This is a genomic window from Myxococcus sp. AM009 (genome assembly GCF_013372605.1).
GTDB classification, from domain to species: domain Bacteria; phylum Myxococcota; class Myxococcia; order Myxococcales; family Myxococcaceae; genus Myxococcus; species Myxococcus vastator.
In genome coordinates this window covers 1-12,503 of record NZ_JABXEP010000064.1, presented here as the reverse complement: position 1 = coordinate 12,503, position 12,503 = coordinate 1, and the positions used below count along the sequence as shown (strand labels likewise).

General features: G+C 70.8%; 10 protein-coding genes. 4 read left to right on the top strand and 6 right to left on the bottom strand.

The genetic code is table 11. The features are described 5' to 3' along the window. Positions 1 to 8: 8 nt before the first annotated feature. Entirely contained in the window at positions 9 to 377 is a 369-nt protein-coding gene (locus HV824_RS17555; protein WP_176419998.1) for a hypothetical protein, read from the bottom strand. Positions 378 to 666: 289 nt separating this feature from the next. On the opposite strand from HV824_RS17555, the gene HV824_RS17550 reads away from it, so the two are divergent. Then, complete coding sequence (locus HV824_RS17550; protein ID WP_255208115.1) at positions 667 to 1,416, top strand: hypothetical protein; 750 nt, start codon at positions 667 to 669, stop codon at positions 1,414 to 1,416. 34 nt (positions 1,417 to 1,450) lie between these two features. Then, on the top strand, positions 1,451 to 2,149 hold the full coding sequence (locus HV824_RS17545; protein WP_176423813.1) for a hypothetical protein: 699 nt from the start codon (positions 1,451 to 1,453) through the stop codon (positions 2,147 to 2,149). Positions 2,150 to 2,160: 11 nt separating this feature from the next. On the opposite strand, the gene HV824_RS38220 is transcribed toward HV824_RS17545, so the two are convergent. Both HV824_RS38220 and HV824_RS17535 read right to left on the bottom strand, forming a co-directional pair. Beyond that, positions 2,161 to 4,989 (bottom strand): sigma-54 dependent transcriptional regulator, encoded by a 2,829-nt coding sequence (locus HV824_RS38220; protein ID WP_176423812.1) that lies wholly within the window; start codon positions 4,987 to 4,989, stop codon positions 2,161 to 2,163. Between the two features lie 146 nt (positions 4,990 to 5,135). Then, complete coding sequence (locus HV824_RS17535) at positions 5,136 to 6,212, bottom strand: dipeptide epimerase (RefSeq protein ID WP_176423811.1); 1,077 nt, start codon at positions 6,210 to 6,212, stop codon at positions 5,136 to 5,138. Positions 6,213 to 6,335: 123 nt separating this feature from the next. Between HV824_RS17535 and HV824_RS17530 the strand changes: the two genes are divergently transcribed. After that, positions 6,336 to 8,300 carry an ATP-binding protein gene (locus HV824_RS17530; protein ID WP_255208114.1) on the top strand — a complete coding sequence of 655 codons (1,965 nt, stop codon included), beginning with the start codon at positions 6,336 to 6,338 and terminating at the stop codon, positions 8,298 to 8,300. Positions 8,301 to 8,304: 4 nt separating this feature from the next. On the opposite strand, the gene HV824_RS17525 is transcribed toward HV824_RS17530, so the two are convergent. From HV824_RS17525 to HV824_RS17515, 3 genes are all read right to left on the bottom strand, one after another. Next, positions 8,305 to 8,991 carry a suppressor of fused domain protein gene (locus HV824_RS17525; RefSeq protein WP_176413208.1) on the bottom strand — a complete coding sequence of 229 codons (687 nt, stop codon included), beginning with the start codon at positions 8,989 to 8,991 and terminating at the stop codon, positions 8,305 to 8,307. An 83-nt stretch (positions 8,992 to 9,074) separates the two neighbouring features. After that, positions 9,075 to 10,274: a GNAT family N-acetyltransferase gene (locus tag HV824_RS17520; protein WP_176423809.1), complete on the bottom strand. Its 1,200-nt coding sequence runs from the start codon at positions 10,272 to 10,274 to the stop codon at positions 9,075 to 9,077. Positions 10,275 to 10,329: 55 nt separating this feature from the next. Continuing rightward, positions 10,330 to 11,124 carry an acyl-CoA desaturase gene (locus HV824_RS17515; protein ID WP_176423808.1) on the bottom strand — a complete coding sequence of 265 codons (795 nt, stop codon included), beginning with the start codon at positions 11,122 to 11,124 and terminating at the stop codon, positions 10,330 to 10,332. Positions 11,125 to 11,349: 225 nt separating this feature from the next. Here HV824_RS17515 and bioA point away from each other — a divergent pair. After that, positions 11,350 to 12,503: adenosylmethionine--8-amino-7-oxononanoate transaminase (gene bioA, locus HV824_RS17510; RefSeq protein ID WP_176423807.1), on the top strand; the 1,154-nt coding region annotated here is incomplete at its 3' end.

Genomic DNA, 12,503 nt, shown 5'->3' with positions numbered 1-12,503 from the left:
CGGGTCGCTCAGGGCCCGCGCAGCCGCGACATGAGCAGGAAGCCCACGGCGAGCACGAGCAGCACGCCCACCACGGCCCACAGGGCGACGGAGCACCCAGGGGAGGACTTCGAGACGATGGGCAGCTTCTGCGTCCGGAGGTCCTCGGTAATCTGCGCGAGCAGCCCGGCGTCGTAGGACACGGGCTCACCCTTGCGAATCTTCCGGCCCAGCTCCTCCAGCTCGCCCCCCGGCAGGTAGCGCTCCGTGAGCAGCAGGCTGCGCGCCTGGAGCTCCCGTTCGGTGCCATGGGCGGCGGGGTCCAGTCCGCAAGCCGCGCAGGGGGTGAAGGCGCCCACCTTCGAGTTGCCACACCGCACACAGACAGCCAGGGTCATGCGCCTACCCTAGCGCGAATGCCCCGCGAGGAGCGGCCCGCCAATCCTCACGGGCCGCTCGGCGGGCGTCACATCAGGGGGCCAGGTTGCTCAGGTGCTCCACGCTCCCCGCCGCGAAGCCCGCGGTGCGCGGCCGGTGACCACTTTGTGGTCACTCCATGCGTCAGGTGACCGGTTCCGGCCGCGCGGTGGCGTGACGCTCCGGGGGGCGGCACGCGGCACAGCCGCTGCAATGTCCTTTGCGCGTCCCATCCGGGACACCCGCAGTGCACCCCTCAGGAGACGCCCCATGGATGAACAGTCGCTCGCCTCTCGCCAGCGCTTTCCGCGTTGGATGCTGGCTGGTTGGATGGCCACCGCCGCCTTCGTTGGCTTCCGCCATGTGCCCGCGGCCAACGCGTCACATTCGCATACGGGCTGGAACCAGATTCACATCGCCACCATTCATGGCAATGACGGCCCCGCGAGTGGCGGCAGCGGGCCGGGCTCGCAGGACGAAGAGTACTGCGTGATGTCGGAGACCACCGCGCTCCCGGCCGCGACGATTGCGCCCTTCATCGAGCAGACGTTGGCGAAGCTGGACTTCAGCCTCGTCTGGGATGGCGCGGCGGACTGGCGCGTGGACCTGTGGCGCACGCAGAAGTTCTGCAACCAGTACGCGACGGCGGACCGCAACCGCATCGAGCTGGAGTTCCGCGTCCGCGAGTCCTGGGCCGCGCTGTGCGGCGGCGAGCAGTACGCCTGTGTCACAGCCGTGAATCCGGTGACGGACTCCAGCGGGAAGCACCAGCACTACATGTACATGAACGCGCACCTGAAGCGGGAGCAGATGGCCGCCATGGGAGAGCGCGCGCGCAAGTTCATCAACCACGAGACGGGGCACCTCGTGGGCCTGAGAGACCCCAGCTACCACGGGGACTGCATGCACAGCGTGATGCACAACAACCTGTACCTGAGCTACGGGTGCACCGACCCGGTGTGGCACCCGACGACGTCCGACTTCGTGTCCGTGCGCAACATCGCGAACCGCGCCAACTGAACGCCGTCATCCCTTCGACATGAGGAACTTTTCCATGAAGCGCTTCCCTCTGCGTGAGTTGGCCCATGTGGTCGCGATGTCCGGTGTCGTCCTGGCCGCGGTGCGGTGTGGCAACCCCGAGGACACCCACGCGCCCGACGATGCCTCCCAGTTCAACGTGCACAGCGCACTGCTGACGAGCAACCGCGACGCCCTGCGCCTGTGCGTGCGGGAGTCCGCGTCCCTGCGTGGCAGCGCCGCCCGCATCACCGAGCGGCTCGGTGCCAGCCTGCGGACCGTGTCCGGCCATCCCGACTGGGAGGCGGCGCGCTTTGGCGGCAAGGCGCCTACCATCGAGCGGGGGTGTCCCGGACCGGCGCTCGCGTTGGAGCGGCTGGAGCCCAAGGAGTCCATCATCGGTCCGGGTGTCGCGTTGAAGCCTGGCCGCTACCGCACCTTCATCCACGTGCTGGATGAGAAGACGGCGGACGTGGTGCTGGGGGAGCGGCAGGTGGACCGGGCGCCAGCGGAGTTCCTGCGCGTCGACGACCATGTGCTCGCGGAGGTCTCCACGGCGCTCGTCGTGCGTGAGTCCTACCTGGACCACCCGGAGTTCGCCGCGCGCTGGCTCACGGGCGCGGTGGGTCTCGAGGCCATGGAGGCCGGCCTGCCCGGCGTCCTGGGAGACGTGTTCGACAAGCCCGTCACGGAGGCCTCGTCGCTGGTGAAGCCCTCGTTCGAACCCACGCACTGAGACGTGGGGGCTCATGCCCTGCGAGCGCGCGGCGCACGGGTGGGCCGGGCGGGAGGCGTCTCCAGCTCCCGCCCGGACATCCGGCGCAGCTCGGCGTTGCCCAGGACGACCTGCGTCAACCGGGAGCGGGAGATGCGCAGCGCCGAGGCGGTGGCGACGACGTTGCCGCCATTCTCCACGAGGCTCTGGGCAATGCACTGCCGCTGCACCTCCGCGAGGAAGTCGCGGAGGGAACCTCCATGTTGCCGGAAGAGCATGGGGATGTCCGTCATCGCCGCGGGCGCGGGCCGGGGCTCGGCGCACTCCAGCGCCCGCTGCAAGAGCGGCGCGAGCACCGCGCCACCAATGGCTGGCGCATCCGACAGGACGTCCGCCGCGCGCACCACGTTATGCAGCTCGCGGACGTTTCCGGGCCACGGGTGGGCGCGCATCAACCGCGTGGCCTCGGGAGTGAACGACTTCGGCGAGCCCCCGCGCTCCTGTGCCGCCTGTTCCAGGAAGTACGTGGCCAGCAGGTGCACGTCTTCGTCGCGCTCGCGGAGGGGCGGCAGCTCCACCTGGATGCCATTGAGCCGGAAGAAGAGGTCCTGCCGGAAGTCGCCCGCGCGGACCGCCTTCGCCAGGTTCCGGTTGGAGGCGGCGACGACGCGCACATCCACCTGGACCGTCTCCGCGCCGCCCACGCGTTGGAACGAGCGCTCCTGCAAGGCCCGCAGCAACGCGGCCTGTCCCCGAGGGCTGATGTCGGCCACCTCGTCCAGGAACAGGGTGCCGCCGTGGGCCTGCTCGAAGCGCCCTCGCTGGCGGGCCAGGGCCCCGGTGAACGCGCCGCGCTCGTGGCCAAACAGGTCCGACAGCAGCAGCTCATCGTTGATGGCCGCGCAGTTGACGGCGACGAAGGGGTCCGAGGCACGCCGGGACAGGTCATGGATGGCGCGCGCCGCCAGCTCCTTGCCCACGCCCGTCTCACCGAACAGCAGCACGCTGGCGTCGGAGGAAGCCACCTTGCGCAGCTGCGCCACGGCCGAGCGGAACACCGCGGAGCGGCCGCGCAGGTACGGCGGCGCGAAGCCGTCTTCCGTGGGGGACTCACCCAGCAGGGTCCGCAATTGAGGTCTGTCATAGGCGCGGCGGAAGCGCTGCTGGGCCTCGGGTGGGAGCGCGTCGATGAGCCGCCGCCACTCCGCGAGCGCCGCCTGCCGAGCGCTCAACCGCTGCGCCTCGGCACCTCCCGCCTCCGCCAGTTGCAGCGTAAGGACGCGGACCCGCAGGGTGAAGTCCTGGGCGCTCAGGCGGTCGGGGCGGGCGCTCGCGCGGCGCAGGGCCCGGCGCGCACGAGCCATGTCGCCATTGGCGAAGGCAACCCGGGCATCGAGCAGATGGAGCCGGGCCGGCTGGGTGGCGCTGTTGCGCAGGTAGAGCCGCTGGGCCAGGGCGTCCAGGACGGAAGAGGCCTCCGTGGCCCGTCCCAGCGCGAGCAGGGCCTCCACGCGCAGCCATCCGGTGGGGATGGCATAGAGGTGGGGCTGCGCCGTCTCCTCGTCGCCGCTCAGTCCGTCTAGCGTGGTGAGGGCCGCCTCCCACTCTCCGCGAGCGCATTGGAGCTGGGCGCGGCTCAAGCCCACGGCCAGCCGGGCCTGGGGTGAATCGGGTGCGCGCGCCACGAGCGCGGCCAGCTTGCGCTCCGCCTCGGCGGTATCGCCCAGGAAGCAGTCGGTGGCGATGGCCTGTGGATAGGCGGAGAGCTGCTGGAAGGGGATGTCCAGTCCCGGCAGGGCGAGCGTGAGCGCGGACTGGGCCTCCAGGTGGCGGCCCTCCCGGGAGTAGGCGAGTCCCAGGCCCAGCAGGGCCACGGCCTCGAAGGGGACCTCGCCGCACAGCAGGGACAGCGCGGCGAGCCCCAACTGGATGGCGGCGGTGTTCTGCTCCGCGCGCCGGGCCAGCGTGGCGAAGGCGACCTTGGCCAGTCCCACCAGGTCGTCCAGTCCGGCGGCGCGAGCCTGGCCCTCCACGGTGGTGAACAGGCGCCGAGCCAACGTGTCGTCGCCGGCATCCATCGCCACGCGTCCCTCGAGCACCGTCATCATCAGGCGTGAGAAGGTGTTCTCCGGACCGTCGAGCGCCGGATGCGCCTCGCGCGCGAAAGCGATGCCCGCCTCCCGTTGTCCCGCGTCGAGAAGGAACTGCAGATGCGTAGGCGCCAGGAAGCCATGGTCCTCTGAGATTCGGCCCGCGAGTCCGTCGGTGCCCAAGGCCCAGGCGACCAGCGCGTGCCCGGACGCCACCTGCCCCCCTCGCACGAGGACGTGCGCGGCCGTGGCAAGCAAGGCACTGGCCCACCGCGCCTGCTCACCCCAGGGGGCGAAGCTCCAGGGCGCGGGCATCGCGCTGTGCGAGGGCGTGGGCTCCAGCGCCCACAGGATGCCCGCCGCCATGTCCGCGGCGCGTCCCGTCGCCTGCTGGAGCAGCTCACGTCCCAGCCCCAGCGGATCCGCTGCCAGCATCAACAGCAGGGCTTCGTCGGAGGCCTCGGCCAGCGGCGCCAGGCGGGCGCACGTCTCGCGGACCGCGGGCACTTCCAGCAGGTTCACCGCCATGTCGAGCGTCGCGGCCCTGGTGGGCGCCAGCCGGTGTCCCGGAAGCACCGTGCACAGCCCCGCCTCACAGGCGAGCCGGGCGCCCTCATGGAGCGACGTGCCCAGGGCCTCGGCGAGCGTGTTCACCGGCAGTGGCCGAGGCGCCGCGCAGGCAGCCAGCACCGTCAGTCGACGCAGGCGCGCGGGCTCGCGACGCGCGGGGTGCAGCAGGGAGGCGATGGTGTCATCAGGAGAGACAGGCACAATCGGAAAGCCTGAGGCCGCTCCGACAAGCCATCAAGGGCCCCCACGGAGACCGCCTGCAGGAGCGCAGCGCCGCTGGAATGCTTCAGCAAAGCGGTTTCATCAGGGGCGCCTGCCTGCTCGCAGGCCGTGCGACGGGGTGTGGCTCAGGCCCGCGTGACGCCATGCCCGGGGGCATCCGTTGGCAGCTCCAGCCGTGCGCCCGCGTACCGGGCCCCGCCCTGGAAGGGGTGGCTCGCGATGAACAGCGGCGTATCCAGGTCGGCATAGGTGAAGCCCCCCAGCCCAGCGGCCAGGTGCGCCGAGGCGGACATGGCCAGCACGCTCTCCACCATGCCGCCCACCATGAGCTCCAGGCCCGCGGCGCGAGCGAGGCTCCACATCGTCAGGGCCTCGACGACGCCACACTTCATCGTCTTGATGTTGATGGCATGCGCGGCGCCTTCCCGGATGAGCCGCAGCACGTCCTTCGCCGAGCGCGCCGACTCATCCGCGCACACCGGCACGCGCGAGCGGCGCGTGAGCTCCGCCATGCCGGCCACCTCATGCGCGGGCACGGGTTGCTCGAAGAGGGCCAGGGGAACGTCCGCGCGCTCCAGCGCCTTGAGGAAGGCGAGCGCCTCGGCCACGTCATAGCCGCCGTTGGCATCCGCGAAGAGCCGGGCCTGGGGCGCCACTTCATGGATGGCCACCAGCCGTGCCGCGTCTTCATCGGGCGGCAGCGCCCCCACCTTCACCTTCAGCGTGGTGATGCCCCGCGCCAGGATGGCCCGCGCGGACTTGCGCGCATGGGCCACGTCTCCCGCGGTGATGGTCATGTCGATGTCCAGCGTGGCCTGCGCGCCGCCCAGCATCACGTACAGCGGAACGCGGTAGTGCCGAGCCAGCGCATCGAGCAGCGCCGTCTCCACGGCGCACCGGGCGGAGGGCGCCAGCGCGAGTGAATCCCCCAGCGCCTCGGACGCGGGCCGCCAGGCGCGAGCGTCTTGTCCCATCAGTCCCGCGCGCACCTGCTCCAGGGCGGTCAGCGTACTGGCTTGAGTTTCTCCACTGACGGCGGGGAAGGGGGCGGCCTCGCCCAGGCCCTCGGTGCCGTCCGCCAGGGTGAGCCGCACCAGGACGTTCTCCGCGGCGTGCTGCGCGCCGGTGGCGATGGCGAAGGGCTCGGTGAGCGGGAGGTGCAGCGGCTCGAAGCGGACGGCGGTGATGAGGGTGGGCGTCATGGGCGACCGAGGAGCCTAACGGGAACTGATACATGTCCGCCGCGTGTACTTGTGACGGCCCCGCATTCGTGTCGACATGGAGCCATTCTGAACGACCGATTCCAGGCGGCTCCGGCGCCCGACATGGATGTGCTGCTCGTGGCGCTCGAGGAAGCGGAGCGCCACCAGCCCGAAGGCTGCATGGTGTTGCACGCCGTGCGGGACGCGGCGGGAGCGCTGGTCGACTTTCAGTGGGCCTGGGCCAATCCCGCGGGCGCGCGAGCACTGGGGCACGCCGCACCGGAGTCGCTGCGCGGCAAGCGGCTGCGCGAGCTGATGCCGGGCTCGGGATTGGCCGCCCGGGTGGACCTGCTCCGGGAGGTGGTGGAGGCGGGGCGGCCGGCCGCTGACAGCTTCCAGGAAGGGGACGCGTGGCTGCAGGGAACGGCGGTGCCGCTCCGGGACGGTGTGCTGCTGCGCCTGCGTGACATCACCAGCGCCCTGCGGCTGGAGGAGGGCGTCCGGGAAACGCTGGACTGGGTGCGGAGCATGCTGGAGGCCACACCCGACGCGTTCTTCACGGTGGATGCGGACTGGCGGGTCACCTATGTGAACCACGAGGCCGCGGCGCTCAGCGGGCGCTCACAGGAGCAGCTCTTCCGGCAGATTCTGTGGCAGGCGTGCCCGGAGTTGCTGGGCACGCGGATGGAGCGGGAGCTGCGCCGCGTCGCGAGCGGTGCGGGCCCCACCATCTTCGAATGGCGCGCCACGCCTGGACGCTGGCATGAGGTGCACGCCTGGGGCGCCAACGGCAACGTGTCCATCTTCGGGCGGGACGTCACCGCCAGGAAGCAGGCGGAGGCGGAGCGGGACGTGCTCCTGTCGCGTGAGCACTCGGGCCGCCTGGAAGCGGAGGCCCTGGTCCACGAGCGCACCCGCGAGCTCATGGCCGCGCGTGAGCGACTGGTGCAGTCGGAGAAGCTGGCCATGGCGGGACAGCTCGCGGCGGGCGTGGGGCACGAAATCAACAACCCGCTCTCCTACGTCGTGGGCAACCTGCAGTTCGCGCTGGAGCAACTCGAGCCCCTCGCGGCGCGAGGCGAAGTGAGTGCCGCCTGGGCCCGCGCGCTGGGCGAGGCGATGGAGGCCCTGCGCGAGGCGAAGGAAGGCGCCGAGCGCATCCGCACCACCGTTCGCGATTTGCAGACCTTCGCCCGAGCGGAGGAGCCGCGCCTGTCACCCGTGGACGTGCACGCGGCGCTGGAGTTCGGCCTCTCCATGGCGATGCCGCACCTGCGCCACCGGGCCCGGGTGGAGAAGCGCCTGGGGCCGGTGCCCACGGTGATGGCGCACGAGACGCGGCTGGGACAGGTGTTCCTCCAACTGCTCGTCAACGCCGCGCAGGCCATCCCGGAAGGAGACGTGGCGCGCTACCAGGTGACGCTCTCCACCTGGAGGGACGGCGCGACGGTGGTGGTGGAGGTGGCGGACAACGGCCACGGCATGGCGCCCGAGGTCCTGGAGCGCGCCTTCGAGCCCTTCTTCACCACCCGTCCCTTGGGGGAGGGCGCTGGACTCGGCCTGTCCACCAGCCTGGGCCTGGTGCGAGGCATGGGCGGCGAATTGTCGGCCTCGAGCGCGCCGGGGCTGGGCAGTGTCTTCCAGGTGCGGCTACCCACCACCGACGCGGACGCGCCATCCGTGCGGGTGGCGGAGGACAAGGACCTCCCCGGGCGGAAGCGGGTGCTGGTGGTGGATGACGAGCCGCTGCTCGCCTCGGTGCTGGGCCGCATCCTCGGCGCGCGTCACGAGGTGGTGGTCGTCCACAGCGGGCGCGAGGCGCTGGACACGCTGGCGCGCGACGCGGACTTCGACCGCATCTTCTGTGACTTGATGATGGGAGACCTGACGGGGATGGACGTGTACGAGGCGCTGTCCTCGCGTCAGCCGGAGCTGCTCGCGCGCTTCGTCTTCATGACGGGCGGGGGCTTCTCCGAGCGTGCACGGACCTTCCTCCAGTCGGTGCCGGTGCCGCGCATTGAAAAGCCCTTCGAGCTGGGCGTCCTGCACGCGTTGGTGGAGGACGCCCCGCCGCGCGAAGCGGTGTGACTGACTACAGCTTCACCTCTTCCCGGTCGGGCTGGGTGATGTAGCCGGAGCCCGCGGCCACCAGCTTGGCCATCAGCTTGTCCATGCCGTTGGAGCGGGCAAAGGCCATCTCGTTGCGGGTGGCGCCCACCAGGGTGAGCAGCTGCACCTTGCCGCTGGGGAGCACGAAGTGGTCGGGCCGGGCCGGGTCCCTGACGAACACGAAGCCGCCCAGCTTGGACTCGCCACCATCCAGCGCGCCCTCCACCGGGTAGCGGTGGCCCATGGCGAAGGCGCGCAGGGACACCAGGTTGTAGGCCATCATGTCCAGCAGCCGGAACACCGGCCACTTCGCCTCTTCGGGCGTGTGGATGACCATCTCGTAGCCCAGCCCGCTGGGCGCGTCGTCGGGGATGTCCTCGCCGGGCGCGGCGGTGAAGGGGTTGGACAGGCCGCTGGTGACATAGGTCCAGTAGGGGTAGCTCTCGCTGGGCGGGGCGACGCGCACGCCCATGGGACCCCAGTTGGGGTCCGCCTCCTGGACCTGGGCCAGCTCACTCTCCATCCACGCCTGGATGGCATCCGTCTGGTCGAGCGTGAAGACGCCTTCGTCAATGGCGCCGAACATCTTCGGATACTCGACTTCGTCGCGGTCCGCCCAGCAGTCTTCGTACCACTGGATGAAGTCTTCGTCCGTCTCCGGGGCTTTCATGGCGATGACACTCTAGAGGCTCACCCCGGTTTCACAACTTCAAGTCGCGGAGAGGTCTCTTCGGGCTGACAATCCGGGGGCGTTCAGGTGCCGGTAGCCCCTTCGGTGCCCGGCGGGGCGGCCAGGGGCCAGGGTTTCAGCCCGCAGATGCGCTCGGCCTCCTCCACGGCGGGCGCCAGCCGAGCGTGCTCCCGGCGGAGGAAGCCTCGCACCGCGCCGTCCAGCGTCTTGTCGAAGATGAGGTGGGCGCTGTGCACGGCGGTGGGCTCGAAGCCGCGGGACACCTTGTGTTCACCCCCGGCGCCGGGCTCGAACACCTTCCGGCCGGCCCGGATGCAGTCCTCCACGGAGTGGTACAGGCAGACGTGGAAGTGGAGGAAGGGGTGCTCCTCGAAGGCGCCCCAGTAGCGGCCATAGAGGCGCTCCGGGGTGGCCAGGTTGAAGGCGCCGGCGACGACCTGCTGGCCGCGCACCGCCTCCACCAGCTCCACCGCGCCGGGCATCGTGCGGAAGACGCGCGCGAAGAAGTCGGGGGTGAGCTGAATCTGCCCCCAGGCGTGGCGCTCGCAGGTGGAGGTGTAGAAGCCGTAGGCGCGCTGGGCGTGCACCTGGGAGAGCGCGTCGCCGCGCACCGTGCGCAGGGAGATACCCTGGGTGGCCGCGGCCCCGCGCTCGCGCTTGAGCTGGTTGCGGCGCTTGGAGTCGAAGCGCGCCAGGTAGTCGTCGTAGCTGCCGTAGCCCGGGTTCTTCCAATGGAATTGAAGGGTGATGCGCCGGGCGAGCCCCTCGGCTTCCAGGAAGTCCGCCTCGTCTCCCGTCGGGTACAGGACGTGGACGGAGGAGCAGCCCGCCTCCTGGGCGCTCTGGGCGGCGGCGGAGAGCAGGGCCCGGCGCAGGGCGGGGACGTCCTCGCCCGGGGCGATGAGGAAGCGAGGGACGGTGGCGGGGGACAGCGGCCCGCCCACGACGAGCTTCGGGTAGTACTCGACCCCGAGCCGGGCGGCGGCATCCGCCCAGCCGAAGTCGTAGATGTACTCGCCCATGCTGTGGAACTTGAGGTACGCGGGCGCGGCGGCCACCAGCTTGGGGCCGCGCCACAGCGTGAGGTGATGCGGCGCCCAGCCCGTCTCCTCGGTGGCGCTCCCGCTCTCCTCCATGGCCGCCAGCCAGGCGTGCCGGACGAAGGGTGGGGCGTCGGGGCCGACGAGCGCGTCCCAGCCTTTGGCCGGGGCGTCAGTCACTGCTTCGAGGATGCGCAGACGGAGCGGGGTATCGGCGGGCACGGGGGCACTCTTAACGCGCCTCGCGCGTGCCCGCAGGGGGTTGCTGGCCTGTCCATCAGGCGGCGCGGGCGGCGCCCCCGGCCCGAGCGGCCTCGCGGGCCTCCGGCCAGACGGCACGCTGCGGGGTGGTGATGCGGATGACGCGCAGCAGGGCCAGCACGCGCATCACCTGCCACGTGGGGTCCAGCTCGAACTTCCGGGCCGCGAAGTTGGGGCTGCTGCCGTACTTGTGGTGGTTGTTCTGGAAGAGCTCCCCCATGCAGAGGAAGTCCAGGGGCAGCGAGTTGCGCGACTTGTCGGTGCTGGCGAAGTTCCGGTAGCCGTATTTGTGGCCGCACCAGTTGACGATGGCGCCGTGCAGGGGGCCCATGAGGAAGTGCAGGGGCAGCAGCAGGAACTGCCAGGGGGAGGTGGCGAACGCCACGTAGAAGGCGGAGTAGAAGGCCACCCAGCCCAGCGAGGCGAGCCACGAGGTGCGCAGCGTGGTGTCCACGAGCGGCCACTCCGGGTAGCCGCCCAGGAAGCGAGCCTCGGGCTGGCCGCGGCCGGCCGCGTAGTCGTCGTAGCGCGCCTTGGTGTGCCACATCATCCGCGCCACATCCTTGAAGAAGTGGGGCGAGTGCGGGTCCTGCTCGGTGTCGGAGAAGGCGTGGTGCTCGCGGTGGAGGATGGCGTACGCCTTGGGCGACAGGTACGACGAGCCCTGCACGAGGTAGGTGAGCAGGTGCATCACCCGCTCCGTCTTCGGCCCCATGGTGTACATGCGGTGGGCCGCGTACCGGTGCTGGAAGAAGCTCTGGAAGAATACGCAGAGCAGCCAGTGCGAGACGAAGAAGATGAGGACGGCCATTCGAGCTCTCCGGTCAGTGACTGAACCGAGGTAACACCGGGCATGTCATGGCCTCGTCACGCAGGGCCGAAGAGCGGCGCCCCTGCCCCGAGGGGCGGTGCGCCCGGTCGCTCCTCTTCAGGGGGCCATCAGTAGAACGCGCCGTGGCATGACATGACGCGCGGCGGTGTGGCCCGCTCTTCCGGTACGGAAGGGGGCACTGAGTTCCACGAGAGGAGCACACGCGTGAAGCGGTCGGACATCGTCGGATTGGACAAGGCGCACGTCTGGCATCCCTACACGGCGATGGAGGCCTACATCGCGCAGACGGATCCACTGGTGGTGGTGCGCTCGGAGGGGGCGTACCTCCATGACGCGGACGGCACGCGCTACCTGGACGCGAACGGCTCCTGGTGGGTGTCCACGCTGGGCCACCGGCACCCGCGCCTGATGCGCGCGCTCGCCGAGCAGGCCGCCGCGCTCCCACACGTCTCCCTGGCGGGCATCACCCACGAGCCGGCGGCCCTGCTGGCGTCGGAGCTGGCGGCCATCGCCCCCGGTTCGGACCGCCCCGGCCTTCCCGCGTCCGAGCGCCTGTCCCGCGTCTTCTATTCGGACAACGGCAGCACGGCGGTGGAGGTGGCCATCAAGATGGCGGCGCAATACTGGGCGCAGAATGGCCAGCCGCGCCGCACCCGCTTCATCACCCTGTCGGGGGCGTTCCACGGCGAGACGATGGGCGCCACCAGCGTGGGGGGCGTTCCCCTGTTCCGGGAAGTCTTCGGCCCCCTGCTCTTCGACGTGGTGCACGTCCCCTCTCCGGCGGAGGAGGGGGGCTGGGCTCGTGCCTTCGAGCAGGTCCAGTCCACCTTGCGTGCGCATCCAGAAGAGATTGCGGGCGTCATCCTGGAGCCGGTGCTGCAGGGCGCGGCGGGCATGGTGATGTACTCACCGGACTTCGTCCGGGCGGTGCGCGAGGCCACGCGCGAGGTGGACACCTTCCTCATCGCCGACGAGGTCTTCACGGGGCTGGGCCGCACGGGCGCACGCTTCGCGGTGGACCTGGCGGGCGTGGTGCCGGACATGCTGTGTCTGGCGAAGGCCCTCTCGGGGGGAATCCTGCCTTTCGGCGCGACCCTGGCCTCGGAGCGCGTCTTCTCCGGCTTCCTCGGGGCGCCGAACCGGGCGCTGTATTACGGGCACTCGTACTGTGGGAACCCGCTGGGCGCCGCCATCGCCCGGGAGGTGCTGGCCGTCTACCGGGACGAGGATGTGATGGGGCAGGTGGCGCGAAAGGCCCCCCTCGTCAAGGCCGCCTTCGAGCGGATGGCCGCCACGATTCCGGGACTGGTGCGCCCCCGCGCCGTGGGAATGGTGGGTGCGGTGGACCTGGGTGGGGG

Excerpts from the sequence above, each read along its gene's own strand:
- HV824_RS17545 (WP_176423813.1), top strand. The coding sequence starts at position 1,451 with ATGAAGCGCTTCCCTCTGCGTGAGTTGGCCCATGTGGTCGCGATGTCC.
- HV824_RS17525 (WP_176413208.1), bottom strand. The coding sequence starts at position 8,991 with ATGAAAGCCCCGGAGACGGACGAAGACTTCATCCAGTGGTACGAAGAC.
- HV824_RS17550 (WP_255208115.1), top strand. The coding sequence starts at position 667 with ATGGATGAACAGTCGCTCGCCTCTCGCCAGCGCTTTCCGCGTTGGATG.
- HV824_RS17555 (WP_176419998.1), bottom strand. The coding sequence starts at position 377 with ATGACCCTGGCTGTCTGTGTGCGGTGTGGCAACTCGAAGGTGGGCGCC.
- HV824_RS17530 (WP_255208114.1), top strand. The coding sequence starts at position 6,336 with ATGGATGTGCTGCTCGTGGCGCTCGAGGAAGCGGAGCGCCACCAGCCC.
- HV824_RS17515 (WP_176423808.1), bottom strand. The coding sequence starts at position 11,124 with ATGGCCGTCCTCATCTTCTTCGTCTCGCACTGGCTGCTCTGCGTATTC.
- HV824_RS17535 (WP_176423811.1), bottom strand. The coding sequence starts at position 6,212 with ATGACGCCCACCCTCATCACCGCCGTCCGCTTCGAGCCGCTGCACCTC.